Source organism: Paenibacillus sp. FSL W8-0426 (assembly GCF_037969725.1).
GTDB lineage: Bacteria > Bacillota > Bacilli > Paenibacillales > Paenibacillaceae > Paenibacillus > Paenibacillus hubeiensis.
On the sequence record NZ_CP150203.1, the window covers coordinates 5964049 to 5991039 of the forward strand.

Annotated in this window: 25 protein-coding genes and 1 pseudogene; 3 read left to right on the top strand and 23 right to left on the bottom strand. The window is 51.2% G+C overall.

What is annotated here, in order from left to right; translation table 11 throughout:
* Window positions 1-222: 222 nt before the first annotated feature.
* The 8 genes from MKY59_RS27040 to MKY59_RS27075 all read right to left on the bottom strand — a co-directional run bounded on the left by MKY59_RS27040 (window position 223) and on the right by MKY59_RS27075 (window position 10418).
* A complete protein-coding gene (locus tag MKY59_RS27040; RefSeq protein ID WP_339274696.1) occupies window positions 223-3117 on the bottom strand; it encodes a sugar-binding domain-containing protein in 2895 nt (964 codons plus the stop codon).
* 263 nt (window positions 3118-3380) lie between these two features.
* Window positions 3381-4952, bottom strand: coding sequence for a response regulator transcription factor (locus MKY59_RS27045; protein WP_236420501.1), 1572 nt, complete (start codon window positions 4950-4952; stop codon window positions 3381-3383).
* Window positions 4945-6735, bottom strand: a complete 1791-nt coding sequence (locus MKY59_RS27050; RefSeq protein WP_339274697.1) for a histidine kinase — start codon at window positions 6733-6735, stop codon at window positions 4945-4947. Before MKY59_RS27050 ends, MKY59_RS27045 begins: the two co-directional genes overlap by 8 nt.
* Before the next feature lie 154 nt (window positions 6736-6889).
* Window positions 6890-7312: an OsmC family protein gene (locus MKY59_RS27055; RefSeq protein WP_236420499.1), complete on the bottom strand. Its 423-nt coding sequence runs from the start codon at window positions 7310-7312 to the stop codon at window positions 6890-6892.
* Between the two features lie 32 nt (window positions 7313-7344).
* Window positions 7345-8091, bottom strand: coding sequence for an amino acid ABC transporter ATP-binding protein (locus tag MKY59_RS27060; protein WP_236420498.1), 747 nt, complete (start codon window positions 8089-8091; stop codon window positions 7345-7347).
* Window positions 8092-8105: 14 nt separating this feature from the next.
* Window positions 8106-8750 (bottom strand): amino acid ABC transporter permease, encoded by a 645-nt coding sequence (locus tag MKY59_RS27065; RefSeq protein ID WP_339274700.1) that lies wholly within the window; start codon window positions 8748-8750, stop codon window positions 8106-8108.
* A 30-nt stretch (window positions 8751-8780) separates the two neighbouring features.
* A complete protein-coding gene (locus tag MKY59_RS27070; protein WP_339278485.1) occupies window positions 8781-9617 on the bottom strand; it encodes a transporter substrate-binding domain-containing protein in 837 nt (278 codons plus the stop codon).
* Between the two features lie 168 nt (window positions 9618-9785).
* On the bottom strand, window positions 9786-10418 hold the full coding sequence (locus MKY59_RS27075; protein WP_339274702.1) for a TetR/AcrR family transcriptional regulator: 633 nt from the start codon (window positions 10416-10418) through the stop codon (window positions 9786-9788).
* 189 nt (window positions 10419-10607) lie between these two features.
* Between MKY59_RS27075 and bacA the strand changes: the two genes are divergently transcribed.
* Window positions 10608-11450 carry an undecaprenyl-diphosphate phosphatase gene (gene bacA / locus MKY59_RS27080; protein ID WP_236420495.1) on the top strand — a complete coding sequence of 281 codons (843 nt, stop codon included), beginning with the start codon at window positions 10608-10610 and terminating at the stop codon, window positions 11448-11450.
* Between the two features lie 84 nt (window positions 11451-11534).
* Here bacA and MKY59_RS27085 read toward each other — a convergent pair whose 3' ends face one another.
* The 5 genes and pseudogenes from MKY59_RS27085 to MKY59_RS27105 all read right to left on the bottom strand — a co-directional run bounded on the left by MKY59_RS27085 (window position 11535) and on the right by MKY59_RS27105 (window position 15040).
* Window positions 11535-11717 (bottom strand): hypothetical protein, encoded by a 183-nt coding sequence (locus tag MKY59_RS27085; protein WP_339274704.1) that lies wholly within the window; start codon window positions 11715-11717, stop codon window positions 11535-11537.
* A 174-nt stretch (window positions 11718-11891) separates the two neighbouring features.
* Window positions 11892-12236: pseudogene (locus MKY59_RS27090) on the bottom strand (thioredoxin family protein); the annotation flags it as partial.
* 76 nt (window positions 12237-12312) lie between these two features.
* Entirely contained in the window at window positions 12313-13221 is a 909-nt protein-coding gene (locus tag MKY59_RS27095; protein WP_339274706.1) for an aldo/keto reductase, read from the bottom strand.
* 419 nt (window positions 13222-13640) lie between these two features.
* Window positions 13641-14384 carry a 2,3-diphosphoglycerate-dependent phosphoglycerate mutase gene (gpmA, locus tag MKY59_RS27100; RefSeq protein WP_236420491.1) on the bottom strand — a complete coding sequence of 248 codons (744 nt, stop codon included), beginning with the start codon at window positions 14382-14384 and terminating at the stop codon, window positions 13641-13643.
* A 71-nt stretch (window positions 14385-14455) separates the two neighbouring features.
* Entirely contained in the window at window positions 14456-15040 is a 585-nt protein-coding gene (locus MKY59_RS27105) for a DUF420 domain-containing protein (protein ID WP_236420490.1), read from the bottom strand.
* Between the two features lie 376 nt (window positions 15041-15416).
* Between MKY59_RS27105 and MKY59_RS27110 the strand changes: the two genes are divergently transcribed.
* Together MKY59_RS27110 and MKY59_RS27115 are read left to right on the top strand one after the other, a co-directional pair.
* On the top strand, window positions 15417-16613 hold the full coding sequence (locus tag MKY59_RS27110) for a cation:proton antiporter (protein ID WP_236420489.1): 1197 nt from the start codon (window positions 15417-15419) through the stop codon (window positions 16611-16613).
* A 315-nt stretch (window positions 16614-16928) separates the two neighbouring features.
* Window positions 16929-17582 (top strand): transcriptional regulator, encoded by a 654-nt coding sequence (locus MKY59_RS27115; RefSeq protein ID WP_339274709.1) that lies wholly within the window; start codon window positions 16929-16931, stop codon window positions 17580-17582.
* A 294-nt stretch (window positions 17583-17876) separates the two neighbouring features.
* Here the strand turns inward: MKY59_RS27115 and MKY59_RS27120 are convergent, their stop codons facing one another.
* The 10 genes from MKY59_RS27120 to MKY59_RS27165 all read right to left on the bottom strand — a co-directional run bounded on the left by MKY59_RS27120 (window position 17877) and on the right by MKY59_RS27165 (window position 26986).
* Window positions 17877-18362 carry a DedA family protein gene (locus MKY59_RS27120; protein WP_339274710.1) on the bottom strand — a complete coding sequence of 162 codons (486 nt, stop codon included), beginning with the start codon at window positions 18360-18362 and terminating at the stop codon, window positions 17877-17879.
* 13 nt (window positions 18363-18375) lie between these two features.
* Window positions 18376-18930 carry a CDP-diacylglycerol--serine O-phosphatidyltransferase gene (pssA, locus tag MKY59_RS27125; protein WP_236420487.1) on the bottom strand — a complete coding sequence of 185 codons (555 nt, stop codon included), beginning with the start codon at window positions 18928-18930 and terminating at the stop codon, window positions 18376-18378.
* A 19-nt stretch (window positions 18931-18949) separates the two neighbouring features.
* Window positions 18950-20713, bottom strand: coding sequence for a HAMP domain-containing sensor histidine kinase (locus MKY59_RS27130; protein ID WP_236420486.1), 1764 nt, complete (start codon window positions 20711-20713; stop codon window positions 18950-18952).
* The gene (locus MKY59_RS27135) at window positions 20710-21390 is read right to left on the bottom strand and encodes a response regulator transcription factor (protein ID WP_236420485.1); all 681 of its coding nucleotides are present in this window, start codon (window positions 21388-21390) and stop codon (window positions 20710-20712) included. The genes MKY59_RS27130 and MKY59_RS27135 overlap by 4 nt, the downstream gene beginning before the upstream one ends.
* Before the next feature lie 227 nt (window positions 21391-21617).
* A complete protein-coding gene (gene thiD, locus MKY59_RS27140; RefSeq protein ID WP_236420484.1) occupies window positions 21618-22433 on the bottom strand; it encodes a bifunctional hydroxymethylpyrimidine kinase/phosphomethylpyrimidine kinase in 816 nt (271 codons plus the stop codon).
* 105 nt (window positions 22434-22538) lie between these two features.
* Window positions 22539-23237, bottom strand: a complete 699-nt coding sequence (locus MKY59_RS27145; protein ID WP_236420483.1) for an ABC transporter permease — start codon at window positions 23235-23237, stop codon at window positions 22539-22541.
* The gene (locus tag MKY59_RS27150) at window positions 23230-24153 is read right to left on the bottom strand and encodes an ATP-binding cassette domain-containing protein (protein ID WP_339274712.1); all 924 of its coding nucleotides are present in this window, start codon (window positions 24151-24153) and stop codon (window positions 23230-23232) included. The genes MKY59_RS27145 and MKY59_RS27150 overlap by 8 nt, the downstream gene beginning before the upstream one ends.
* 145 nt (window positions 24154-24298) lie before the next feature.
* Complete coding sequence (locus MKY59_RS27155; protein ID WP_339274713.1) at window positions 24299-25231, bottom strand: sensor histidine kinase; 933 nt, start codon at window positions 25229-25231, stop codon at window positions 24299-24301.
* On the bottom strand, window positions 25228-25953 hold the full coding sequence (locus MKY59_RS27160; protein ID WP_290371492.1) for a response regulator transcription factor: 726 nt from the start codon (window positions 25951-25953) through the stop codon (window positions 25228-25230). The genes MKY59_RS27155 and MKY59_RS27160 overlap by 4 nt, the downstream gene beginning before the upstream one ends.
* A gap of 190 nt (window positions 25954-26143) precedes the next feature.
* A complete protein-coding gene (locus tag MKY59_RS27165; protein WP_236420480.1) occupies window positions 26144-26986 on the bottom strand; it encodes a DegV family protein in 843 nt (280 codons plus the stop codon).
* Window positions 26987-26991 lie beyond the last annotated feature (5 nt).

Below are 26991 nucleotides of genomic sequence, written 5' to 3' on the forward strand. Positions count from 1 at the left end.
CATGCAAAATCAGTCATTATTCAGCCTTTTAATTTAATAAAATGAAACATTTTGGTAATTATAATTCGAAATGGAAAATAACGAAAACGTTTTTGGAAATCGTTTACCCGTGCTAAATCAAACGCACGTATTCATGTATTTCTCTCCACATTTCATTAGGAAGCCCTTCCCGTCTCTATATAAGCAGAAACAAAAAAAGAAGCCTTTGCAGGCTCCTTCAATCTATAACGCGAAACGAATGGGCTGCAGCTTCACCAGACCTAGCAGCTGCCCTGCCGAAATGGACGATTCCGGCCTAAATTCGTCCCCCAGCAGATAAGCAAGCATTTCTTGAAACAGAAAGCTCGCTTCCGGACGTTTCATCATCGCAATATCGGAAAAAGGAAATGTCGATAAGAGCAGTTTGCCCTTGCCTACGTTGGCCTCAAAAGCGTAGGCCAGCCGTTTCGCCCTGTGAAAGTGATCGATCACTTCAATTAAAGGCTGTACCCCTGCCAATGTGTCCAAACAGATCGCTGGCGTGCCCTGAATGAGATGATACCAATGCCAGTCGGACGCTTGATCATGGGGAAACCTTCCCAGCAATGGCAATCGATCAGGCAGGCATAGTCCCATGGTTGCGCCATGCTGGGTGGCAAACATAAGATAGTTCCAGAAGACGGGCAGGTATTTGGTCTCTACCGCATCATACAAACCCTCGGCATTCGTCTGGAGCCAAACACTTCCCCCATTGACCAAAACATCGAGTACATTGGGGGTCAAAGATGGCGTAATGATCAGGCCGGTACGATCTTCACGCAGCAAATGATGCCCGTTCAGATCATCCAACTTTCCTTCGTGAGCCCCCAGCAGGTAAGGCTGCAATTCGCTGATACTGTTCCAGATCCGGTGGCTCTGTTCATGGACCTGATACCGCGGGAATGACCACCCGTGCCAAACATTTGCAGCTATTACCTCTCCACGGGTTGACCTGATCTCCGCTTCGATGCAAAATCCGGTTGCCCCCTCCCGCGGGGCATTTACGTTCAACGTTCCCAGAGATCGGACAGATCCGCAAGCCACGTCATCGCAGCTCCATCCTCCTTCGCTTATCGTTTCGCCATCGCGGACCAAACGCCACTGCACCGATACGTTCTGAAGGGGCTCCGTTCCGTAATGCGATACGCTGACCTGGGCTTGAATGGCCTCCCCGCCAAAGAAGGTGCGCTGATCGCAGCCCAGCAGCAGAACGGTTCCGGCATTGCACCGCCGGAATTCCTCGGGCTCAATCATGCCTTTGCTCTCCCAGAACACATCCAGGATGCCTGTCGTGGCATGTCCCTGCCCGGGAAAATCGCGAATATCAAGCAGCTGCAAGCCTGCTGCATCCGACGTCCGGCGCACCCGCTCCATGGCCTCCTTGAGCGAACGGACCAAATGCCGGCCGCTTGCCTGCTGATAACGCTCCAGAATGTCGCCCTTCATCCCTTGGCGAGATAGCGATTCTTCAATCGGCTCCAGCCAGCTTGGCCGAAGAACGCCCGTGTATTTACCCTTCTCTTGAGGACGCACGTACATGGTGAACTGCGCGTGTTCATGCCCGATGACCGGACGATCGGACAGCCGGGTCACCGCACGGTAATCAAGCGTGGTGTCAGGTACAGCAGACCATTCCGACTCCAACGGCGGGTGCCAATTCAACGACTGGATATAAAAATCCGCCATTCTGCCTTGGGCCGGCAATTGCCCGAACCCCGTGTTGTCCGTGTACAGCCGCGTTGAATCCATGCTGCGGGCATGCTCTACAAGCTCGTTCAGCTCGGGATGGCCATTCGGCCCGATGAGCTCGTTGCCCAGCGAAAAGAGCACGAACGATGGATGCTTCTGCAAAGCGTCAAGCAGCCCGTCCAGTTCGCGCTTCAGAAAAGAGAGGACATCTTTCGGAGCGGCCTGTTCCCGATTCTCGAACCATCTCGACCAATGCGGGAGCTCGGCCTGCACCAGCATCCCCTCTTCATCCGCGGCTTGCCAGAACGGTTCCGGCGCGCTCCAGCCGTGCAAACGAACATGATTGAATCCGTATGACTTGGCCGTCCGGAACTGTGAAATGTATTGCTCCTTGTCCCATACCGGATACCCTGTAAGCGGGAAAATGCAGCAGTCCACGTACCCTCGCAGGAACACAGGCTGTCCGTTCAAAAGAAACCGGGTTCCGCTCGCCTCGAAGGAGCGCATACCAAAGTTCAGTTCAACCCGGTCCAACTCCTGTTCTCCGCTCTGCAAGCGAACAATCGCCTTATACAACTGTGGAGAAACATCCGACCATAGGGCCACCTTTTTTTCCCGCCCCAGATCCAGCTCCCATGGCTGAAGCTGAACAGAACTACCAGCAAGCTCCGCCCGGTCATTCGCTTTTAAGATATCCGTGGTCACATCATGTACTTTTTCCGTTAGCCATGTGCCATCAGGATGCTGAACCCGCACATGCAGCTTAAGTTCATCAAACACTTGCCGATGAGGAAGGTTCAATGAACCACGGAGCGCCATCGTACCTCGTTCGGGATCCTGGTCTGCCTTCAGGCTCTCGATATGGTACGGCGGCATCGCATCCAGCCATATTCCTCCCGTCACGCCGCCCCACGCCGTTGCAGTATGCAGGGAATGAATATGACTGCCGCCAAGCGGATATTTCATCGTGTTGTCTACGCGCAGCACCACTTCGTTAGAGGTCCCTTGTTTGACCAGTGAAGTAATGTCCCACGCATGCTTGCAAACGAGGCTTTCCTGCAGGCCTGCATGCTGGCCATTGATCCAGAGATCGGTCGTCCAGCGAACCCCGTGAACCCTAAGCACATAATGCATGCCAGGATCAGCCGGGATATGTACCTCGCGCGAATACCAAGCCGCTCCCTCATATTCCCGAACCTTGGTCCATGTGTCGATTCTCTGGTACGTTGGCGCTTCGCCATACCCCTGTTCCTCCCATGAACCCGGAACTTGAATCTCTCCCCAATCCAGGTCAGGTAAAGCCAATGTCTGTTCTGGAGTCTGTTCGCCAGAATCGGGATCCAACGCAAATTGCCATATGCCATTCAAATCCATCGTTTGCCGGGCCGTCCTCACTTCCAAAAAGGTCATCAATGTTCTCCTCCTCGCTCAAGGCCTTCAAAGTACATCCAGTTTACGTTGCTTCTTCCAAGATCGCCATTGCTTATCCATTGTTCTCGATGGACGATTTCATGAAAATCCGTCGTTCCCCCATTTCATGTACCAAGACCAAAAACCACCAACCCTTTTATGGCTGGCGGTTTTCATGGTTTATATAGATCATGACCAAGATAACCGAAAACGTTTTATTTTATGAAGACGAAGGTGGATCGTCCGGAGAATTCGACAACAGATTATTCTCCTCCGGACTCCCCGGATTGACCTTTGGATTGCGAACGTGCCTGTTTATAGGCCGAAGGTGACTCACCCACGTATTTCTTGAATTTTCCGTGGAAATAGTCCACATTGGCATAACCGACTCTGGCTGCCACCTGATGGACCTTCAGCCCTTCGTCGAGCAATTCCTTAGCCTTTTCCATCCGCACCTTGTCCAAAAACGCATTGAAATACTCTCCCGTGTGGTTTTTGAACAATTTCCCCAAATAGCTGCTGTTATAATTAAATACTTCGGCTAACACTTCCAGCTTGAGATTCTCTCCGGGATTACGCCGGATGAAATCAATCATCTGCTTCAGCACCGTATCTTTGCTGCCGCCGCCCATACGCCCGATCAATCCGGTAAGATGGCCTTCCGCCATGATTTTCAGATCGGACAAGGTTTGCTGATGGTATACTTCCGTAATCAACATGGAATGCTCCTGCATAATCGGCTGCATATGCTCGTTCGCTGCAGCAAGCTTGTTCAGGGCAAGGGAAAAAATTTGCGAAAACGCCGTTTTGATGGCCTGTTCTGACCGGTGATAGGGAACGATGCGCTCCTCCATCTCCGACAATACGCGCATAACCGATTCGCTGCTGCGAATGTCGAGCGCGTAGTAGAGCTTGTCTGCCAGCTCAGACTCGTCGGGCGCGCTCATTTCTTCCGCAGGCAAAGACGTGCCCCGGTTCAACTCGTCGCTCCACAGCATCACCCTTTTCTCCGCAAACAGAAAACGGTCGTTCAGCACCGCATTGGCTTGCTCGTAGGACAACGCCATGTCATGGACGGAATGCACGGGTTGGCCGGCGGCCGCATACATGCGGATCTCCCACTCTCCAAGCAATTGGCTCCATTCTTCGTACAGCCCCTTGGCCGCTTCCTCGGTCGTCAGCGGTTCCCTGCACAGCAATCCCAGACCGGAATGGAAGGAAAAAACGATCCCCCTGTCCTTGTGGTCAAAGGCATCCACCAGTTTCCGTTTCACTGCATTGCTCCGCTGCACGTCCGGAGCCGCATGCAATTCGAACAGCACGATCTGGTACATCGGCCACCGCAGCCCGAGCGTGTCCGCTTCCCCGCGGCCCTCGAGATGATCGAACAGCAATGCTTCGATTTGATGTTCACGGTACGCCGTATCTTCGCCGACATGCCGGGTCAACGCTTCGCGCTCACGTTCAAACACCCCTGCAATACGCTGCAATTCGGCAATCATCTCTTCTTCGTCAACCGGTTTAAGCAGGTAACCGTCTACGCCGAAGCTGATTGCTTTCTTGGCATAATCGAAATCCGCATAACCGCTCAGGATCAAGAAATGCGATTCGGGATACTGCTTGCGGATCTCTTCAATGACGTCTAGTCCGGTCATGCCGGGCATGCGGATGTCGATGATCGTCAGATCGGGGCGGAGCTCCGGAAAAAGCGAGATGGCTTCCCTCCCGCTGCCGGCCGTGCCCGCAATTTCAAACCCGTATTGTTCCCAATCGATAATGGTGGTGAGTCCTTCGCGTATGCTCGGTTCGTCATCCACCAAAAACACTCTATACATGCTCGTCCCCTCCTGCAGGCAAGGTAAACGTAATTTCGGTCCCTTCCCCATACTCGCTTGAAATCTGTAATCCATGCTCTTCACCATAGGTCAGCGTCAGCCGCTGATGCACGTTCCTCAAACCGATTCTGCTCTTCTCCTGTTCCTCCGGCCCGCTGACGAATTGCAACACCTCAGCCAACCGTTCTTCCGTGATTCCGGCACCATCATCGCGTACGCGGACCTGAACCATGCCCCGTACCGGGCGAATGTCTACTTCGACATGAACCGTGCCTTCCTTATTTTCCAGGCCATGCACGATGGCGTTTTCAACCAAAGGCTGAATGATCAATGGCGGAATGTACATCTTTTCCAAGCCCGCATCGACGTGAATCCGGAACGCCAGGCGGTCAACGTACCTGAATTTCTGAATCTCCAGGTAAGAGCGCACCATTTCAAGCTCGGCCTGAAGGGTTGTTTTGCCGCTTCCGATCTCTAGGCTTTTCCGCATCAGCTTGCCCAACAGCCGAACGATATTGGCAATCTCCGCTTCGCCTTGAATATGCGCTTTCATGCGAATCGACTCCAGCGCGTTGAATAAAAAGTGCGGATTGATCTGGCTTGCCATCATTTTAAGTTTAATCTCTTTTTGGGCAATTTCCAATTGGTTGTTCTGCTCCGTGGTCTCCACGACCTGAACCATCAGTTCGTTGATGCTCTTCACCATGTAGTTGAACTGGCGGGACAGCTGTCCGATTTCGTCATTGCCGTCGATGCGCGAGGTCACATTCAAATCGCCCAGCGCAAGCTTGTTTAATTGTTTGCTCAGCCGCAAAAGCCGATTCGAAGTCAGAAACGAAATAATGTATACCAATAACAGGGCAATCATAAGCACAAGGATAATGAAAATAAGGCCGATCATGCTGATCATATTCGCATCTTTCACAATGTCCTTCGTTTCGAAAACCGAAATGATCTTGAGGCTGTTTATGCTCGAACCCGGCCGGAGCTCGTCAATGACGATATTGGACGGTTCACCCCGAAAGTCGGCTTCCAGCGTTCCCTTCGCCTGGTTCTGCAAATCGACGCCGAAATCGAGCTCATTGAGCGTTTTGCCGACCCAATTCGTATTTTTGGCTGCGATGACATATCCCTGCTCATCCGTAATCAACGTTTCGAAAGGCTCCTGCCGTAACAGCTCATTAAGCTCGTCCTGATTGATTTCGATCATCAGCACCCCTCGCGAACGATATTCGGGAAAAGGTACTTTTCGAACCAGGCTGAGCTTGTGCACCGGATTGTCTCCCTTGTCGGGAATGTAAAACCAGCCGATGCTGGTGGAGGTCAACGCCTTTTTGTACCAATAACTCTCCCTGGTCTGCTCATCCACCGGAATAAACTCCAGATTGTTGATCAACGTCGGGTTGGTGGAATAGAAACGAATGCCCGCCACTTCGCGGTAAAGGCGCTTGTATTCCTGAAAATCCTTGTAGGCCAGATAGGCGCTGGTCAGTTCGACCACGCTCTCATAACGTTTGTTCACGATTTCCTTCAGGTCCTCGTTAAACATAAGAATGTTGGAAATGTCCGTAGGCACGCGCAGCAGCGTCGTCGTTTGGGTCTTCACTTTCTCCACGTTATTTATCGTCTGCTCGATGGCATTGTTCAATGCCTGCTGCCGGAAATAGGCCGTCACCGCCAGTCCGATAATTAAAACGGGAACCATCACGACAAGCACGTACGATATAAGCAATTTATGCTTCAATTTGAGATTGTTGGAGATCCGTATCAGCCTTCTCAGCATATTCTGCACCTTCTTCGTTGGTCTAAGCGCTTACAAATAAGGTACAGGATCACGGCCATCCTGCCCTTCTGAACTATCATACCATATCCTGAAAGCAAAGAGGCCGCCACTACCATGGCGACCTCGTTATGCATTTATTTATTGCCCCTATACATTATGGGCGCGGCGTTTCCACGCCGTTCAAAATGAGGATGGGATGAATGTCCGCGCTGAGGGACGCGGAGACCGCGCAATATTTTTCTTCGGCCATTTGGATCGCTTTCCAAATCCGGTAGTCCGGAATATCTCCATCCACGCGGAAAATCAGGTCGATCGACGTAAACCCTTTGGGCATGCCTTCACTGCGCGTGCCTTGTGCTTCGATCTCGATGGATGAAATTTTGTCGAGGAAGGCATCCAGAATCATCGTGATGTCGATGCCCATGCAGCCGCCCAGGCCCGCAAGCAGCAATTCCATAGGGGTGGCTCCTTTTCCGTCGCCGCCGTATGCAGCCGTGGCATCCAAACCTACGGGGTAACCTGAAGGTCCTTCAGAGACGAAGGCGCGTTTGCCTTTCCATACCGTTGTTACGTTCATGTTGTTGTCCTTCTTTCCCTATCATAATAAATTCAAAATTCCGTCATCTGTTGTAAAAATCGGCGCGTGCGCTCCTGCTGCGGACGTTCGAAGAAATCCTTTGGGTTCGCTTCTTCCACAATGACGCCATCGGCCATGAACACGATTTTGTTCGCGACGTTGCGGGCGAACTTCAATTCATGAGTCACGACAAGCATCGTCATGCCTTCCTGCGCCAGCTCCTTCATGACGGATAACACTTCGCCGACAAGCTCGGGGTCAAGCGCCGAGGTCGGTTCGTCGAACAGCATGACTTCCGGCTCCATCGCCAGCGCCCTGGCAATCGCCACGCGCTGCTGCTGCCCGCCGGACAATCGCGAAGGATAGGCATCCTGCTTCTCAAGCAGGCCTACCCGATCCAGCAGCATGCGCGCACGGGCGGCCGCTTCGTCGCGTTTCACTTTTTTCACCGTGACGAGCCCTTCCATGACGTTGCCAAGCACAGTTTTATGCGGGTACAGATTGAATTGCTGAAACACCATGCCTGTACGGCGCCGGATATCCTGCACGCGGGCGCGCTGGGTTTTCGGCGCATCCTTGCTGTCCACAACGATGCCGCTGACTTCGATCCGCCCGCCGGTCGGCTGTTCAAGGCCGTTGATGCAGCGCAGCAATGTGCTCTTGCCCGAGCCGCTCGGCCCCAGCAGCACGACGATGTCTTTGGCATTGACATGCATGTTAATATTTTTGAGCACTTCATTTTGATTAAAGTGCTTGCTTAATCCCGTTATGTTAATCACCGGTACTCCCCCATTCAGTAAGCCCGGGCCAACCGGCGCTCCACCTGTTCCAAGATGGCCGAGAAACCGATGCTCATTATCCAATAAATTACGCCGATCGCCAAATAGAACGGCATGTTCACATAGTACTGCGATACGAGCAGCTGCGCGGAGCGAAGCAATTCGGTGACGCCGATGGCGGCCACGAGCGACGTTTCCTTCAGCATGCCGATGAAGGTATTCCCCATCGGCGGGATCGCGATGCGGACCGCCTGCGGAAACACGATCCTCCACATCGTTTGGGATCTCGACATGCCGGTAGCATAAGCCGCCTCGCTTTGCCCTTTAGGGACAGCCTGAATGGCACCCCGGAACGTTTCAGACAGGAAGGCCCCCGCGTTCAGACTGATAGCAAGACAAGCCGCCGTAATTGATCCCAGCGTGACGCCGTAATCCACCAACCCGTAATATATGACGAATAATTGCACCAGCAGCGGGGTTCCCCGCATGATGGATACATAGAAGCGGGCGATCAGCCTGAGCCACACCGGACCTTTCAAGCGGGCGATGGCTACTAATATCCCGATAAAGAAGGCAAAGAACATCGATATTACCGTGACGTACAGCGTGTAATACGCCCCCTTCAGAAAGAAGGGGATATTTTCAAATACCAGTTCCATGGATCAAACTTCCCTTCGTCCTGCATGTTTTTACTTCGCAGGCTCTTCCCCGAACCATTTTTTGAAAATGGTCTTGTACGTGCCGTCATCCTTCATGGCTTTCAGAGCTTCGTTCACTGCAGCTACCAGTTCCGGATTGTTTTTGCGGACCGCGATGCCGGCCTGATCGCTTTTAATCGCTTCCCCTACCGCTTTGATCTGGAATCCGTTCTCGTCCACGATCGGTTTGAGGGCGTACATGTTGTTGATGGTTGCATCGATTCGGCCTGCATCAAGATCCTTCAAGGAAGTGATGACGTCATCGTAGGTTTTGATCGTGAAGTCTCCGACTTTCGGCAGCACTTCATTGCGCAGATACGATTCATCGTTGGTGCCAAGTCCGACCCCGATCGTTTTCCCTTTGAAATCCTCCAGCTTGGCGATGTCGTTGTTCGTCTTTTTCACAATGATTTTAACTTCGTTCGTAATGTATGGATCGCTGAAATCCAGCGCTTTCTTGCGTTCATCCGTAATCGTCATCTGGCTGACGATGGCATCCAGCTTTTTGGATTGCAGGCTTGGGATCAGTCCAGAGAATTCCTGGGAAACAAACTCGACCTTAACGCCGATGCTTTTGGCTACCTCGCGCGCGATATCCGCGTCGAAACCGTCCATTTCCTTTTTATCGTTCAAGAAGTTGTACGGAGGGTATGTACCCATCATGCCTACCTTCATGACACCGGCCGATTTGATCTGCTCCAGTTCATTGGCGGCTTTGGCCTCGTTGCCGGTTCCGCTGTTGGACGTTTTGCTGCCACATGCGCTAAGTACAAGCACGGTCAACAGCAGCAGGGTCGTCGTCAGTGTCCAGCCTTTGCGATGTTTGATTCCATCGGATTTCGTACGAATATTCATGGGATTAACTTCCTCTCATTCATGTTGTTAATGATCTTGGGCCAAGTTCATTTGGCCATTAAAGGTGACGGGACGGGACATTAGCATTATTCCCCTTGCCCGGCTGAATCATGTAAACCTTGGAACGTTGCATACGTCCCGCTATGAACCGAGCAAACCGTAGAACTCAAAACTTGCCGCCTCGGAAGCTAGAGCTTCCGGGCTAATTTGCCCTACATCTGTGTGCAGTTCATCGGAGCCGAATAACCACCGTGTAATCATGCCTTCAATCATGCTTACAAGCAGCGCCGCCCTGACGGGAACATTCATCGTCTTTGGCAGCATGCCAAGTTCGATCGCACGTTCCATATTGTGTCGAAATGCCTTTTCCACCGCTCCACGTGTATCTTCCACAAGATGGCTGACCGATTCTTCTCTCACAATGCCGCGCAAGAGCAGTTCCATGAAATAACGATTTTCTGCGGCAAACGTAAACAAATCGATGAACAGACGTTCGGATGCCTTCACCATGTCTTCGATGCTTCCCGCATCCTTGCGGTATCCTTGACCTATGGCCTCTAGCAGTTTCTCCCGCCCGGTCAGAACGATCTCCTCTGCGATGGCTGCCTTGCTCTTGAAATGCCAATAGAACGTTCCTTGAGCGACGCCGGCTTCGCGCACAATATCCGATATTTTGGTCTGTTGGTATCCCTGTACGGCAAAACGCTCCGTGGCAATTCGAATAATCTGGTCGCGGCGTTCTTCGCCCGGTTCCATTGGGTTGACTTTGGACATTTGAAATCCTCCCGATTGATCAGTCAGTCAATAGTAATATCCTATTGGATAACTGGGTTTTTGTCAATATGGTTTTAATTTCATAATTTCCTGCATATGTTGAAGTTAGAGGCGTTTCTGATCATAATAGATGTTAGTCTGGTTCAGCATGCGATTTCTGGACTGGCATTGTCAAGCAGGACAGGCTTTATGCCGTCGTCTGCATTTCAAGGAGGAAGAGCATTGGATATTTTATCATCGATTATTATGGGCATTATCGAAGGTTTGACTGAGTTTTTGCCCGTGTCCTCGACCGGACACATGATTCTGACTGCCCACCTGTTGGGCTTATCGGAGGACAACGAGTCAGTCAAAACGTTTGAGGTGGTGGTTCAACTCGGGGCCGTGCTTGCTGTAGTGGTGTTATATTGGAACAAATTCATCGATATGTTCCGCTTTACCGGGGGCAAGCGAAGTTATGGCAATCGTCTGAATCTCCTCCACATCTTCTTGGCAATGGTTCCTGCGGTGGTGATCGGTCTGGTCTTCCGGGATTGGATCAAGGCTCACCTGTTTGGACCGCAAACGGTCTTGTACAGCCTTGTTATCGGCGGGATCCTGATGATCGTGGCAGAGCTTTGGAGCAAACGCAGCCGCCGAATTACGACGCATGACGTCGATGATATTACCTATACCCAGGCATTTGTTGTAGGCCTATTTCAAATTTTGGCCCTGTGGCCGGGCTTTTCCCGCTCCGGATCGACCATCTCGGGCGGTTTGTTCGCCGGGATAAGCCGGGTCGCCGCAGCCGAATTCACCTTTCTCGTATCCGTGCCGATTATGTTCGGTGCCACAGGTTATGATCTATACAAGAGTATGGACCATTTGGCCACGACGGATTTCCCGGTGTTTGCCGTTGGTTTTATCGCCGCATTCATCGTAGCCATGCTGGCCATCAAAACGTTCCTTTCCGTTCTGAAGCGTTTGAGCCTTTCCGTATTCGCGGCGTATCGCTTCGTGCTTGCAGCAGTCTTTTTCTTCATCTTGATGTAACGCAAATGGCGGCCTTCGTTCCTTTCGGAACGCGGCCGCTATTTCATTGTTCTCCTATAGCTACAAATATATGTATACGACAAATTACGACCACTTCTTGGCTTGAACTTCCTTTCTCGACTTGCGGTACTCCAACCTTCGAAGCAGATTAAAGCGGTTCCGCTTCCTCTCCTCCAACATTTGCCTCATGCCTCGAATCAACAAACGGTATCTCAGATCGTCTTCATGGCTCAACTGATGCATTTCTTGAAAAAAAACTTTATTCATCATTGTCTCTCCCACTCCACAATTCTGTCTATACTCTATTCATTATATAGATACGTACTAAACAAAATCTCAACATAGCTCGTTTCTTGTCGAGAACTGCCTTTTTGAGTCGGAAAATAAAAAAACAAAAACCGCCTGAATGTAACTTTCAGGCGGTTTTTGTTGTCGCATGATTTATACTTTGGATTCCAGTGTCTCCAAATACTCGGAAATTTGTGCCGGGGTTTTTGCCCATTTGCTGTGAAGGTGAGCAAGCTTTTGTCCATCCTTGAACACCAGCAGGCTCGGGATGCCCCGTACGCCGTTTTCTTCAGCGATCGGCTGGAATTTCTCCGCATCCATGGCATAGAACGTTTTGTCTGCATGCTGGTCGATGACGTCACCGATAAAACGGTCGAGGTTTTTGCAATCCGGGCACCAGGTCGTGTCGAATTTGATGACGGTCAGGCCGTCTCCTTGAATCAATTCCTGATATTGTTGTTCGCTTTGAATACGTTCCATAGGTTCTTCACTCCTTGATCGGTTTTTCTGATTTTAGGGTGCTGCCTTCTCATTGTACCTCTTTTGGTTACAATTGAAAACAGGCCTGCGTTGATCATCGATGCTGCGTGTACCGATTCGCCGGACGAATCGCTTGAATATCTTCGATTTCGGCCGACGTAAGCGGTGCTGCATCCGCTGCCGCAATGTTGTGCAGCAGCTGTTCCCTTGAACTTGCACCCGGCACGACTGCAGCAACTGCCGGGTGAGCCAGCGCATACCGTATGGCCGTCTGGGCCATGCTCCGCTGTTCGCTTACAAACCGGGCGAGTCCTTCGCGAATGGCGAGCAGCTCTGCTGGCGTGTAGTCCAAGTACCCTTTTTCCACTTTGGTTGCCCCAGAATCGGCAAGCACGCCGCTGGCAACCGGACCGCGCGCAATCACGCTGATCCCGTTCTGCTTCAGCAGGGGCATTACTTCTTCTTCGGCACGGCGGTCTGCCACGCTGTACTGATTCATTACGCTCGCAATGGATGCTCTGCGCACATATTCCCGAATCACGTTGGGACGTATGGAGGAGATGCCGTAATAACGGATTACGCCTTCCTGCTTCAACTCCTCGAACGCCTCGATCGTCTCTTCGATCGGATCGTCGAGGGTTCCTCCGTGCAGTTGATACAAATCGATATAATCCGTCTTCAAACGCTTCAAGCTCTCATGAACCGCAGACTTGATATAAGCCTTGGACGGATCCCAAACCCAACCTTCTTTCCCGGGGTGACGCCGATTGCCTACCTTGGTAGCGACGATAACCCGATCGCGGCGGCCCTGGATGGCCTGTCCCACGATTTCTTCGTTCCGCCCGGCATCGTACAAATCCGCCGTATCCAGCAGGTTAACCCCACGATCCAACGCTTCATGGATAAGAGCCACCGCAGGCCCCATCTCGGTTCCGAGCGACATGCAGCCCAGGCCGATTTCTCCAACCATCAGCTCTGATGAACCCAATCGGTTTTGCTTCATTATGGTTCTTCCCTCCCATACGTTGCCTCATTTTGCACCATTCGATCCCATTCGATTTCTATAGAAACCCGCATTAATCAATTACACAAGGCCACTGCGAGTGCAGTACCATCTTCCGATCGCTGTTATCCCCAGATTTTTTTGAATCCCCTTACTACGGGGAAAATCCGGTGATAAGCCTATGCTTCCGATGCAGCTTTCTTTCAGAAAGCTTTTAGGCGACCGCTTCGCTTCTCCAGATTGGTTCTGCCTCTCCGTTAACGTGTGTATGTTTTTTGCGGTTTATATAGCGGGATACTTTATTGCTCTACAGGTATCCATTGTAACATTGTTCATTGCAAAAATCGCTTCATTCGAAACGAAAAAGCAGCCTGTCCGACGAATTGTCGGGCAAGCTGCGGTTATGTGTTCGTTTTCCATCAATCCGTTGGCGTGGCTGCATGGGTCATTTCTTCGTGTTTATAAGTGGAGCCGTCCGCAGTCAGGTAGAAATGACCTGTCGGATGAAGATCATCATCAAGCTCATATACGAGCGGAATGCCTGTCGGAATGTTCAAATCCATGACGTCCGCTTCCGACATTTGATCCAGATGCATGACCAAGGAGCGGAGCGTATTGCCGTGAGCGGAAACCAGCACTCTTTTGCCCGATGCCACTGCCGGTTTAATCTCATTTTCCCAATAGTCCAGTACCCGCTTGGACGTGTCCATCAGGTTTTCGGTACGCGGAATGGTGCAGCCCAGCCGGGAGTATTTGTCCTGATCCTGCAAATAACGCTCATCGTTACCATCCAAGGGCGGCGGGGAAACATGAACGGAACGTCTCCATTCCCGAACCTGATCTTCCCCGTATTTGAGCGCGGTTTCCTGTTTGTTGAGCCCTTGGAGAGCGCCATAATGACGCTCGTTGAGCTTCCACGTTTTGGTGATCGGAATCCACATCCGGTCCATCTCGTCCAGCGCGATATCCAGCGTTCGGATGGAACGTTTCAACACAGAGGCATACGCGCAATCGAAATCAAAGCCCTGCTGCTTCAAAATCCTTCCCGCCTTGCGGGCCTCACCGTAACCATCCTCGGTCAAATCCACATCGGTCCAGCCTGTAAACCGGTTTTCGACGTTCCACATGCTCTGTCCATGACGAATCAAAACGATCCGGTGCATCGTCGCGTTCCCTCCTTCCGAGCCTCATCTTTCATTGACTTAAACTTTTGGTGTGGCAATGTATCTCTCCATCAATAGTAAGGTGCCATCATCAGGTAAACAACGACTCCCGTGGAACTGACGTACAGCCAGATCGGCATCGTCCAACGGGCAATTTTGCGGTGCTTCTGCAATTGGTTCGTCCAGCCCCACACCAGCGTAAAGAGTGCAAGCGGAACGATAATGGCCGCAAGGACGCTGTGCGTGATCAGAATGAAGAAATAAATGGAACGAATGATACCCTCTCCACCATATTTGGACGTCTCTGGAGAGAGATAGTGGAAGCTCAGATACGTCACCAGGAATAATAACGTGGTCGAAAACGCGGCCAGAATAAAACGTTTGTGCAGCTTCACGTTCCGCTTGATGATGGCGATCAGCGCCGCAAGCAAGAAAATGAAGGTGAAACTGTTAAACACCGCATTGAAGCGCGGCAGCACCGTAATATCGAAGTTGATGTCACCCTTGTAACCGATCGACGGCGCAAAAAACAGCAATAAAATAATGACATTGGCAAGAATGGAAATCGTGATAATGATGCCTGCAAAGTTTTTGTTCGTTGTCGGGGCCGGGGTATTGGCCTTCTTGCTCGGGTCCCCTTGATCATATTTGCCCAATGGAAAATCCTCCTCATATGCTACATCTATGCTCTATGTCATTATATCTTGCCAATTGTCGACTGTTAAGTGACAACACTTCGAACAAACCAGGCGGTATCCAGCATTTAATCTGCCCTTTTCTAGCGAATTCCATCCAAAGGTGCACTGGCCGTTTTGCCTTTAGCATCGTTATATGGTATAATTGAATAAATCACATATGAGCGTTAGAACTGGAGGAGCCTGTCACCAAGGGCTTCTCTTTGTCTTTTTCAGGGCATGTAGAGGCACTCACTTGAGCGTCGTTTTACATGCTTTTTTTATTTGAGAGAAACGCGCAATGAATGCATGTCCTTGGTACAGGTTATTTTAATAACGCTGCAGGAAGGAGAATTTCATGGAATTCATTTTGGTATTGGCCCTTATTTTAATATTCACCAAACTTGCCGGCGATTTATCGGTGCGTCTTGGCCAGCCCTCTGTGTTGGGAAAATTGATCGTTGGCGTGATTCTTGGGCCTGCATTGCTTGGCTGGGTAGAGAACAGCGATTTCATTCATTACATGGCCGAAATCGGCGTTCTGCTGCTGATGTTCATTGCCGGTCTTGAAACAGACCTCGAACAGCTGAAGAAAAACTGGAAGGCCGCCTTTGCCGTTGCGGTTGGAGGCGTGATCCTTCCGTTCATCGGAGGTTATGGCTCCGCTCTTGCTTTCGGCATGACGCAAGCGCATGCCTTGTTCTTCGGCTTGCTCTTCTGCGCCACGTCGGTCAGCATTTCGGTGCAAACGTTGAAGGATATGAATCAGCTCGGCTCTCGCGAAGGAACGACGATACTCGGTGCGGCCGTGGTGGACGATGTGCTTGTTGTTGTTTTGCTTGCCGTCATGATGAGCCTATTGGGGACTGGGACAGGTGCCGAAGAGGTATCCATCGCGTTATTGATCGGCAAAAAGCTTTTGTTTTTCGTGGTGGTCATCGCCGCAAGCGTCTTCCTTGTCCCGCGCGTCATGAAATGGATGGCGCCGCTGCGCGTCACCGAAACCGTCATTACGGCAGGTTTGATTATTTGTTTCGGTTTTTCTTACTTTGCCGAATGGATGGGCGTAGCCGGAATCATCGGTGCATTTGCGGCAGGTATTGCCATCTCGCAAACCGGCTTCAAACAAGAGGTAGAGCATAAAATCGAGCCCATTGCCTACAGTATCTTCGTGCCCGTATTCTTTGTCAGCATTGGGCTTAACGTTACTTTTGAAGGTGTAGGTTCACAAATCGGCCTGATCGTCGTCATCAGCCTCGTCGCCATCGTCACGAAGCTGCTCGGGGGCGGTGCAGGCGCCTTATTAACCGGATTCGATCGGAAGTCGGCGCTGGCCATCGGTTCAGGCATGATTTCCCGGGGAGAGGTTGCCCTGATTATCGCATCGACGGGGCTTGCCTCCGGACTGCTGGACAGCCAGTATTTCACAAGCGTCGTCATTATGGTGATTGTGACCACTCTGGTAACTCCGCCGCTGTTGAAATTGACGTTTGCGAGGAAAATAGGGACGGATCGGATTGAAGAAGACGTTAAACAGTCCGGTGTTCACGGATAACTTTTAAGCGACTGCTTCGCTTCTTCCCCCCCGTATTAAGCATTCGCAATTGGACTCTGCTGAGAGACGATGTTATTGTCAATATGCTTTGTTACAGCTATACTGGATCTATCATATGATCCGGTCGTGAAGCACACGCCGCTTTGACATATATCCTTACCTTCATGGGTGAGGTGATTGTCGGAGCGGCTTTTTGCGTTCATGTTTATTGGCACGAGCGCTCGATGGTGCAGAACGCCGCAACCGTAGACGGTAGATGAGAGTGGAGTAGAACATCATACGATCCAAACCATATGAAGGAGTTGAACAAGTTCAATGGCCATTGGTTTTGAGGAAACCTATGAGAAATGGTTACAATCGTTGTTGGCCGGAGAGACCAACCCGAGAAGGAGGACAAGAATTGAAAACGGTCTGGAACATGACACGTTGGAGTTTTTACGCAATGTCTGGTTTCCGGCTGTTGGAAGCTTCAGACACTTGCAGCCTGAAGGGGAGGTACGCGACTTTCACAACGGTTATCGATATCTCGATTTGGCCTACCTGCCCGGTAACGGTGTCAAAGGGGGCATCGAAATCCAGGGAAATGGACCTCATGCCCGCGATCTGGACGTTCGCCGTTTTAAGGATTTATGCTGGAGGCATTGTCTGCTCACACTAGATGGTTGGACCTTTCTACCGATTGCGTATCTCTCCATTAAGGACGAACCTAAACGGTGCCAACAGCTGGTGCTGGCGTTTATCGGCAAATTTGCAGCGACCGAGGTACCCTTGGCGCTGAATTGGGTCGAAGCAGAAACCGTGCGGTTTGCCAGACGTTTGCTGCGTCCCTTTACGCCGGCTGAGTTGGCTGCCCATTTGAGAGTGACCGACCAGCATGCGCGCCGAATTCTGCACAGTATGGTGGATCAACAGGTTCTGGAAGTAGCCAACGGCCAGGAAAGGTACCGTACCTATATGTTACGAACCTGAGACACCTTATTCCCTGCTTCTCGTGCAGGCTCATTTTCTAACGAACTTTAGACACGTTATTTGGGAGTTAAATGTATTTCTCTGGCCCAATACTCCAAATAGCGACGCTCAGGTTCGTTAGAAGTATTAGCGCCCCTAAAACATATAATTAAGACGCCTCATGTTCGTTAGGGTTTGGGTAGCTGATTCGCGTTCACACGGGTAGGTTTATATCAACTATAAACCGAAAACAAAAAAGACCACTCCGTATAAAAAGAGGTCTTTGTCCTTGCCGTATACATCAGCTTGTCCATATCAAGTAATGACGCCTACGTAAAATCCGATCGAAATAAACACCACGCACCATATGAACGCACCAATGCCGGATACGACAACATATCTTCCAAAGGCCATACGGCTTATTCCCGAGAAGCAGCACATCAAATGGCGAATGCCGGGAATGAAGTATCCAAGAATGATCGACCAGTATCCATATTTCTGAAACCAGGTCTCTACCCTGATCAAACGTTTGGGGTTAACGCCGATCCATTTGCCGTACTTTTCCACCAAGGGCCTGCCTGCTTTTTTGCCGATGGTGTAGCTGAGCAGCCCGCCGGTAAAGGCCCCTCCAAAGCTGACAACGATGGATGCGGAATAATTCAAGACCGAGATCGAGGCGAGATAACCGACAAAGGTCATCATCACCTCATCCGGGATTGGCATGCCGATGACGCCAAGGGCCAGCAGTCCGTAAATGGCAAAGTAGCCGTACTGGCCGATAAACTCTTTTGCTAACTCCATACTGTGTCGCTCCTTACCTCTTGCTTCGATTCCACGAGATCCTTCTCTCTTGCGGGGCTAACACCTGTTTCAATGATGGAAAACGAATTTGGCTAACCATTAGTGCGGATAAAACGACAATAACCAGGTAAGCGACACCATGCGTAAAATACGGACTCCAGAGGGCGAAAAAGGACATCAACCCGCCCGCAAACGTAATCGGCATGCCGACAAAACCGTTCGTTGCCGTCTTCTGGCAATTGTAACGCGCCAAACGAAGCGCACCGCATACCGGGAACAATGCCGTCAGTGCCATGCCCAGCACACCCACGCTGCCCATGGAATTCAAATATAAAATCAGCACCGGGGCTGTCCCGAAGGATACGACATCCGCCAGAGAATCCAGCGCTTTGCCGAAGTCGCCCTCACAATGCAGTTTACGTGCGGCAAAACCGTCAAACAGGTCAAAAAACATCGCAACCCAAATCATCGTAACCGCCAGCGCGAATTCGCCATGAATGGCCATGATGATCGCCAGCATGCCCGAAGCCAGATTGCCCAGCGTTAAAATGGACGGTAAAGCTTTCATAGACTAACTCCCTTTCGTACTAATCATTAGGAAAAATAATATAAAAACGAACTCCATCAGGCGTGTTTTCCACGCCGTAGCTGCATCCGTGCAGGTCAAGAATTTGCTTCGCAATGGCCAGACCCAGACCGGTCCCGCCCATTTTGCGATTGCGGGAGCGCTCCACGCGGTAGAACCTCTCCCAAATATATTGGCGATCGGCTTCCGAAATGCTTTCTCCTTTGTTCTCGATGGAAATGCGCACCCGGCCTTCAAGCCTGTTGATTTCAATCATAATATCGGTTTTCGGCACGGCATGGCGGATCGCGTTCATCAACATGTTGTATATGACTTGCTCCAGTTTGCCGCGATCCCCTTCCACCGTCTGTTCCGTTGTGGCAGCCAGCACCACGTCCAAATGTTTTTCTTTCAGCTGCGGGCCAAGCCGCCCGGCAATATCTTCAACCATGTCCACAAGGTCGACCGCTCCCATCGTTAACTTGATCGCTTGCGATTCCAGCCGAACGAGATCAAGCATCTCTTCCACCATCGTCTCCATCTTGGCGGCCTCATCGGCGATGATTTCGATGTAGCGTTCTTTTTTGCTTTCGCTCACACCATCCTTAAGGCCTTCAGAATACCCTTTGATGATGCTAAGCGGCGTTTTGAGCTCATGGGACGCATCGGCGAAAAACTCCCGCTGCCGCTTTTCGATACGCTGCTTCATTTCCATGTCCGATCGCATTTGGCTGTTGGCCTGCCGCAGTTCCTTAAGCGTCTGGTCCAGCGTTGTCGATAACGCGTTCAGACTATCGGACAGGCTGCCGATTTCATCGTTGCGCCGGATGGGCGACCGTACGGTGAAATCCAGCGTGGACATTTTTTTGGCCACATGGTTCAGCGAAAGCAGCGGTTTCGTAACAATCCGGGATAATAACAGGGACAGGAACACAATCAACACGACGGCTGCAATTCCGAAATAGGCATAGAACAACTGCGTTGCTTCGCCGGCCTCTCTCATTTCCTGCAAAGAGGTCAACGAAAACAACAATTGGTTTGGGGAACCGTTGCTGCTGTGCACGGCAGCGATGGTGATAACATTGCGCACGCCGCTCCAGCTGTCGGTCCATTCCTCACTGATCATTTTCCCATCTGCCAGGCTGAGCTGATCTTCCGTCGACAAGGGAAAGCGACTGTCCAGTGCCTGCACCAGCAAACCCTGCCGCTGGCTCCAGGTGGACAGATTCGGAAGAACCACTTCCGTAATGACGCCTTTCCAATCTTGAACGGGCTCCCCCAATTCCTGAAAATCCTCAATCCCCCACACGGTGGAACTGTCATCCCTGATCTTGAAAGGATAGACCATCGTATCGTCCTGGGCGGCACTCGCCGGACCCGTCACGGTCAACGGCTTCCCGAATCTCAGGTGCGTGGCAATCCATCCGGCATTTTCGCTGTTGATGAACAACGACAAAGATACTTTGATCTTGCTTCCGTCCTCCAGTTGCAGGGTAACGTGAAAAGGATCATTTACCAGTTTGCCGGTCTTCGTCAGGATGACGAGATGCGACTGGCTTTGTCGCATGAATCTCCCCGTTTCCTTTGCCAGCTGCATGTCGCTCCATCCGCCCGCTGCATATTGGCGTTCGAAGTTGGCGAGTTTTTTCTTGACGCTGCTGATCTTCTGATGCTGATAAAAATCGGGAAACCAGGCCAGTTGGGCAACCATCGTCGTTCCGTATAAAAGAATAAGAAAGCCCGCCATGATCAGAAACAGCTTGATCGTAATGCCGTTGCGTCTCATACCTCCGCCTCGAACCGGTATCCGGTGCCGATGACGGTCCGGATGCATCTCGCTTCGTCCCCAAGCTTGCTGCGCAGCTTCTTGATATGGGTATCCACCACCCGGGAATCACCGTCGAAATCGAATCCCCATACCCGATTTAATATGGCGTCACGGGATAACACGATGCCTTGATTGCGTGCCATGTAGAGCAGCAATTCATATTCTTTGGGCGCAAGCTCGATCTCCGCCCCGTTCTTCTCCAGCCTTCTTGCCCATGGGTCCAACACGGCTTCGCCGAAACGAATGACGCCCTGCTCCCTGCTGAGCGCGCCTTCCACCCGTTTCATTAGCGTCTCTGCCCGTGCGACCAGCACGCGTGGGCTAAAAGGTTTAGTCACATAATCGTCCACGCCAAGATGGAAGCCATGAATTTTGTCATCATCCTCTGACTTTGCCGTCAGCATGATAATAGGTACGGTCGATTTGGAACGAATATGCCCGCATAACGTCCAACCGTCCATTTCCGGCATCAGTACGTCGAGAATGACAAGGTCCACCTGGTGAAGTTCAAACAATTCCGAAGCTTCAACGCCGTTCTCCGCTTCGATCACGTTCCATTGTTCTTTTATGAAATAATCGGCCACAATCTCGCGAATGCGGCTCTCGTCTTCCACCAGAAGCACTGTTCTGACCATGACCGACTCTCCTTTTATCTTTCTTTCATTAACATAACGAGTCCATGTGTCGTTCATGTGTCCTCTCCAATGAAGGAAGGTATAATGATGTATACGAATAATACATGTAAGAAGTTACTAATTTAACCAAGACTCCGCACAAAAAAAGGTTGTCAACGAGCCAGCCTGCCCATTGACAACCACCACATTCGATCCCTTTTTCTCAGGTTTGCTTCTAATTACGGCGTCTATCCGTTCTGTTTATCCAAACGGTGCGCCATATGCAACGTCGGGCCGACAAAACGATTCAGCGGGAATCCTCCGGCAATCGCTTTGGTTACGAAGGCTTTTCCTTCGCGAACGGCGTCCTTCACGGACAATCCGCGTGCCAGGCCTGCGGTTATTGCCGCAGAAGTGGTGCAGCCCGCGCCATGCGTATAACCGGAGCCCACGACGTCGGCTTCAAACCATTCGTAGTTTTTACCGTCATAGAGAAGGTCCATCGCTTTTCCCGGATTGATCACGCCTCTGTCCTTAATCAGGACGTGCTTTGCTCCGTGATCGTGAATGGCGGCGGCAGCCTCCTCCATTTTCTCTTTGGAACGGATCGGACCACTCTTGGCCAATTGCGAAGCTTCGAACAGGTTCGGCGTCACCAGATCGGCGCCAGGCAGCAAAAATTCGATCATGGCTTCCGTATTTTCGGGTTGCAGCACTTCATCCGTGCCTTTGCACACCATAACAGGATCAATGACGATCTGCGGCAAACCGCTGCGGCGAACGTGTTTGGCCACAAGCTCGATAATATCGACGGAACCGAGCATGCCCGTTTTCATGGCATCAAAGCCGATGCCGTCCAGGACCGTGCGAAGCTGCGCTTCCACCACATTCAGCTCCACCGGGAAAACCTGGTGATCCCATGTCTCGGGTTCCATAGCTACAACCGTCGTCAGCACGGTCATGCCGTAAACGCCAAGCTCCTGGAATGTTTTTAAATCAGCTTGTATTCCTGCACCTCCGCTCGTATCCGAGCCGGCAATAGTCAATGTTTTTGGAATTGTCATGATAGTCGCATTCTCCTTCGTGGTTCAGTTGACCTTATCCTATCCCTTGTAAGAGCGGATGTCAATGGCCTCAGAAGCCCGCTGGAGAAGGGGTTTCCCCGGATTTCAATGCACGTCCTTCATCTCCAGGCGATGCATGGACATCGAGGCAATCCACAGCCCAACGAGGCCAAGCGCAACAGGAATCACGATGATCGTATTGATGGATACGGAAGGACCGTTAACGCCCGAGCACACGACGAAAACAAGCAGGACGGAAGCAACAATCGTCGATGTCGCCGAATGTTTGCGCATGCCGAAAAATAAAGGAATGAGGGCCATTGCCGCGGCCGAAAGCGAACTGATTGTGTATTTTACCAACAGCAGACCGATCTCTTCCATAGTTACCGAGTCGCCGATAAATGGATAATAATGATTGACCGTCATCAAGGCAGCCCCCATCAGCAGGTCGGTAAACAGGATCATGGCAAACGTGAAGGCAAAAACGATGATCAATTTGGCGGCAATCAGCTTATGGCGTTTAATCGGATAAGTAAACATCACGCTCATCGTTTTATTTTTGTATTCACTGATGATCATCCTGGACAGCAAAGCCCCCGCAAAAACGATATACACTGCCCTCGAAAACGTATCAATTAGGATGAAGGAAACAGCATGCGTTGAAAACGCGTAGTCTTCTGCTCCCCAATCCACAATTCCAATCATGATTAAAAAAGCGAGAATGATCGAATTCGCAATGGCTGCGTACATAAAGTTCCGGGAGAACCGATGTTTGCGCCATTCCAGTGAAATCAATTTAAGCAACGTCATCATCCCCCTTTACCAAGTTGATGAAGTGCTCCTCCAAAGAGTGTGCCCGTTTGAAGACCGATTCAATCGCCACGTCATGCCGGACTAACCCGGTTGTCAGGTCTGCCGGGGACAGGCCCGGATCGTACACGCGCAAAGTGCGCTCATTCAACAGCTTGTAATTGTTCAGCTTCAACTCGTGTTCCATCACGTAAGCCGCCCTGCTGGCATCGACGACCTGCAATTCAATGTACTCCCCATGCGTGGTGCGAATTTCCTCCATCGACACTTCCTCGATCAGCCGCCCGCGTCGAATGACGCCGACCGTGTCTGCCATCTGTTCGATCTCGCCGAGGATGTGGCTGGAGATGATCAGCGTAATCCGGTATTCCGAACGAAGCATCTTGAACAACTCGCGCAGTTCCTTGATGCCGATCGGATCAAGACCGTTGATCGGTTCGTCCAGAATAAGGAGTTCAGGTGTGGTGATCAGCGCTCTCGCTATGCCTAACCGTTGTTTCATGCCCAGCGAGAAATCCCGGACCGGCTTATTACCCGTATCTTTCAGGCCCACCGTCTCCATCATGCTGCCAATAACCTGTTTGTTGTGAAATCCCATGTATTCGCAATGCAGCTCCAGGTTTTCCCTTGCGGAAAGCTTGTCGTAGAAAACAGGATATTCGATGATGCTGCCCATACGTTTGAGAACTTCATACGAAGATGGGGTCAACTTTTCCCCGAACAGTTCGATTTCGCCGCCCGTCGGTTTCACGAGATTGGTCAACATTTTCATCAGTGTTGTTTTGCCTGCCCCGTTCGGACCCAGCAGCCCGTAAATTTCGCCCTGTTTGATATTCAGGCTGACATTGGTTACGGCCTCTGATCCTTCATAAGCTTTGGTCACGCTAATCGTGCGCGCAATATATGTCATCGTTCTCGCATTCTCCTTTGGTACAGTCCCCGGCGGGTCGTTATATCTGTATTATAAAGAGAGAAACCGTCATTTCTATTACTCGAAACTTACAAAAATCTTAAGCTCGGCATCATATCTCCCTAACAAAAACCCCGCGGGGCATCTAACCGCCCTGCAAGCAAACGGAAAATACGGTTTCCTCATACGGAACGCTGTGCAAACCGATGCTTCCGCCCATGCGCTCCACAAGCCGTTTGGTGATGGTCAAGCCGAGACCGCTTCCCTGATAGAGCCGGTTTCGGGAATCTTCCAGCGTGTACATTCGCTCAAATACGTGATCGTGCTCCCGTTCGGGAATGCCTCTTCCCTGATCGCGGACGCTGATAACGACCGTTCCGTTTTCCTGCTTATCGACCGACAGACCGAGCACTTTGCCGTCTGCCCCGTATTTCATGGCATTGGTCACGAGATTATCGAGCACACGTTCAAGGGCCTCTTCGTTGGCTCTGACGAACACGTCCTCATCGGGAATGGACAGCTCGACCTGTATTTCCAAGTTCGTCAACAACTCGTAAAACGAAAGCACCTTCAATCGGCACAGCTCGCTGGCATTGACCCGGTCCATAGTCAACTCCACATCCCCCGACTCCAGCTTGGCCAGGTTAAAAAAGGAAAGAATCAGGCGCAGCACCTCTTGCGTTTTGTCATGCAGCTTGGCGGTCATCGCCGCCCGTTCGGCTTCGGTAAGCTCCGTACGGTGAAGCAGCGTTTCGCTGTAACCGAGCACAACGGTAAGAGGCGTTTTCAAATCATGCGAAATGTTGGAGAGCATATGGCGTATTTCCTTTTCCTGATTGGCATAACGCGCGCCTGTCCGGTGTGCGTGGTCCAGCAGCAAGTTGACGTCGGTCAGAATTTGCCTGATCTGAGGGTCGCTGCTGAACAGCAGCACCCTCTCGTAACTGCCTTCGTTAAGAATGGATGCCACTTTGTCGTGGATGTAGGTTAACTGCCGAGATCGTTGATGAAGTTTGGTCGCCAAGATCGCAACGACCAGAACCAGAACGGCGCTGAAGCCGCATACCACCCAGATCACCCCTGCCCCACCTCCAGTTTGTATCCGATGCCCCACAGCGTTTTAATATATTGGGGCTCAGACGGGTCGGCCTCTACCTTCTCCCGCAAACGGCGCATGTGCACATTGATGATATTTTCATCGCCATAGTACATGTCCTCCCACACCGAAGCGTAGATTTGAGCCTTTGTATACACTTTGCCCGGATGGGCAGCGAGCAGTTTCAAAATGCCGAATTCCTTGGATGTCAGCTTTACAGGTATGCCGTCGCGTTCTACTTCATACGTTTCCAGATCAATGACAAGCCCGCCGATGGAAATGCGTTCCGATTTTGATTTTTCGGTTGCGGCCGGCGCCTGCGCTCCGGCATAGTTGGCCCGGCGAATCGCCGCTTTGATCCGGGCAGTCAGTTCGATAAGCGAAAACGGCTTCGCCACATAATCGTCAGCGCCGAATCCCAAACCAAGCGCCTTGTCCACGTCTCCATCCTTGGCAGATAAAATCAACACGGGTACCAAACTAACGGCGCGGATGGCCTGAAGAACATCCATCCCGTTTTGATGCGGCAGCATGAGGTCAAGAATGACCAGATCGAAATCCTTCTGCCGATCCATAAACAACTTCTCCGCCTCCAGTCCGTCATATGCATAGTGCACCTCATAGCCCTCATTTTCCAAATAAGGTCCCACCATCTCGCTAATCGAGCGATCATCCTCTACTAGCAGCAATCGATAAGCCGGCACAAAATCCCCCCAACAAACGTTTTCTCTAATTACCGCACAGTTTGCGAAAATTGGCAATGAACGGCTGCATCACAACATCAGCATATCGATTCTGCTCTCCAGAATAAAGACGCAAAAACCCGGGGCACGCTTGTCGGGAAGCGATTCACCGGGTTTAAATCGGATACTTCATATCGTTAATCTTTATGCACTATGCCTTTTCGCTGCGAATCCAGCACATGCCGATGGTTCCCGCACCTGCATGGATGCCTACAACGGAGATGAACGGCATGATCTCGGTTTTCAGTTTGGGCAGAAGGGACGCGATCTGCTGTTTGATGGACAGTGCTTCCTCGTGATTATCGGCATGCATGATGCAAACATGCTTTATTTTCTCCATATCCAGTTTGAGCACGTCCAGAATGCGCTGCTTGGCGCGTTTGAATGTACGGATTTTATCGTTGACCACCACTTTGCCTTCCTCAAAGCGCAGCAGCAGATGAATCTTGAGCAGCTGGCTGAGGAGCAATTGCGTTCCGGATACCCTTCCGCTTCGATGAAGCTGTTGCAGGCTGGCCGGAATGATATAAAAAGACATTTGTTCGATCATGCCTTCGATGTGCGATTTGATCTCGGAGGCGGTGCAGCCTTTTTTCTGCAATTCCAGTCCGGCCAAAATCATTTCCCGAAGAGGGTACGCCCCTGCCATGGAGTCAATTGCAGTCACCTCCACTTCCGCAATTTCCGCCGCTTGCATCGATGTGTTCAGCGTTCCGCTAAGGCCGGTTGAGCAATGTATGGCGATGATTTCGTCATACTCCCCCTTTAACGATTCATATAAGGCAACGAATTCGCCTATGGGCGGCTGTGACGTGCTAGCCCGGGAAGCTCCGGCGAGCTTTTCGTAAAACTGCTCCGGCGATAGTTCCTCCGTCTCGCGGAAACATTCTTCTCCAAATACGATGCGCAGCGGCACAATATACACGTGGTTTTGCCGTGCGAAAGCGGGTTCGAGCGTGCTTGTGCTGTCGGTGACCCATGCAATTTTCTTCATGACAT

What these genes read in the sequence shown, in the direction of transcription:
- MKY59_RS27040 (WP_339274696.1), bottom strand. Translation starts at nt 3,117, where the DNA reads ATGACCTTTTTGGAAGTGAGGACGGCCCGGCAAACGATGGATTTGAAT.
- MKY59_RS27045 (WP_236420501.1), bottom strand. Translation starts at nt 4,952, where the DNA reads ATGTATAGAGTGTTTTTGGTGGATGACGAACCGAGCATACGCGAAGGA.
- MKY59_RS27050 (WP_339274697.1), bottom strand. Translation starts at nt 6,735, where the DNA reads ATGCTGAGAAGGCTGATACGGATCTCCAACAATCTCAAATTGAAGCAT.
- MKY59_RS27055 (WP_236420499.1), bottom strand. Translation starts at nt 7,312, where the DNA reads ATGAACGTAACAACGGTATGGAAAGGCAAACGCGCCTTCGTCTCTGAA.
- MKY59_RS27065 (WP_339274700.1), bottom strand. Translation starts at nt 8,750, where the DNA reads ATGGAACTGGTATTTGAAAATATCCCCTTCTTTCTGAAGGGGGCGTAT.
- MKY59_RS27075 (WP_339274702.1), bottom strand. Translation starts at nt 10,418, where the DNA reads ATGTCCAAAGTCAACCCAATGGAACCGGGCGAAGAACGCCGCGACCAG.
- bacA (WP_236420495.1), top strand. Translation starts at nt 10,608, where the DNA reads ATGCCGTCGTCTGCATTTCAAGGAGGAAGAGCATTGGATATTTTATCA.
- MKY59_RS27085 (WP_339274704.1), bottom strand. Translation starts at nt 11,717, where the DNA reads ATGAATAAAGTTTTTTTTCAAGAAATGCATCAGTTGAGCCATGAAGAC.
- MKY59_RS27095 (WP_339274706.1), bottom strand. Translation starts at nt 13,221, where the DNA reads ATGAAGCAAAACCGATTGGGTTCATCAGAGCTGATGGTTGGAGAAATC.
- gpmA (WP_236420491.1), bottom strand. Translation starts at nt 14,384, where the DNA reads ATGCACCGGATCGTTTTGATTCGTCATGGACAGAGCATGTGGAACGTC.
- MKY59_RS27110 (WP_236420489.1), top strand. Translation starts at nt 15,417, where the DNA reads ATGGAATTCATTTTGGTATTGGCCCTTATTTTAATATTCACCAAACTT.
- MKY59_RS27115 (WP_339274709.1), top strand. Translation starts at nt 16,929, where the DNA reads ATGGCCATTGGTTTTGAGGAAACCTATGAGAAATGGTTACAATCGTTG.
- MKY59_RS27120 (WP_339274710.1), bottom strand. Translation starts at nt 18,362, where the DNA reads ATGGAGTTAGCAAAAGAGTTTATCGGCCAGTACGGCTACTTTGCCATT.
- pssA (WP_236420487.1), bottom strand. Translation starts at nt 18,930, where the DNA reads ATGAAAGCTTTACCGTCCATTTTAACGCTGGGCAATCTGGCTTCGGGC.
- MKY59_RS27130 (WP_236420486.1), bottom strand. Translation starts at nt 20,713, where the DNA reads ATGAGACGCAACGGCATTACGATCAAGCTGTTTCTGATCATGGCGGGC.
- MKY59_RS27135 (WP_236420485.1), bottom strand. Translation starts at nt 21,390, where the DNA reads ATGGTCAGAACAGTGCTTCTGGTGGAAGACGAGAGCCGCATTCGCGAG.
- thiD (WP_236420484.1), bottom strand. Translation starts at nt 22,433, where the DNA reads ATGACAATTCCAAAAACATTGACTATTGCCGGCTCGGATACGAGCGGA.
- MKY59_RS27150 (WP_339274712.1), bottom strand. Translation starts at nt 24,153, where the DNA reads ATGACATATATTGCGCGCACGATTAGCGTGACCAAAGCTTATGAAGGA.
- MKY59_RS27165 (WP_236420480.1), bottom strand. Translation starts at nt 26,986, where the DNA reads ATGAAGAAAATTGCATGGGTCACCGACAGCACAAGCACGCTCGAACCC.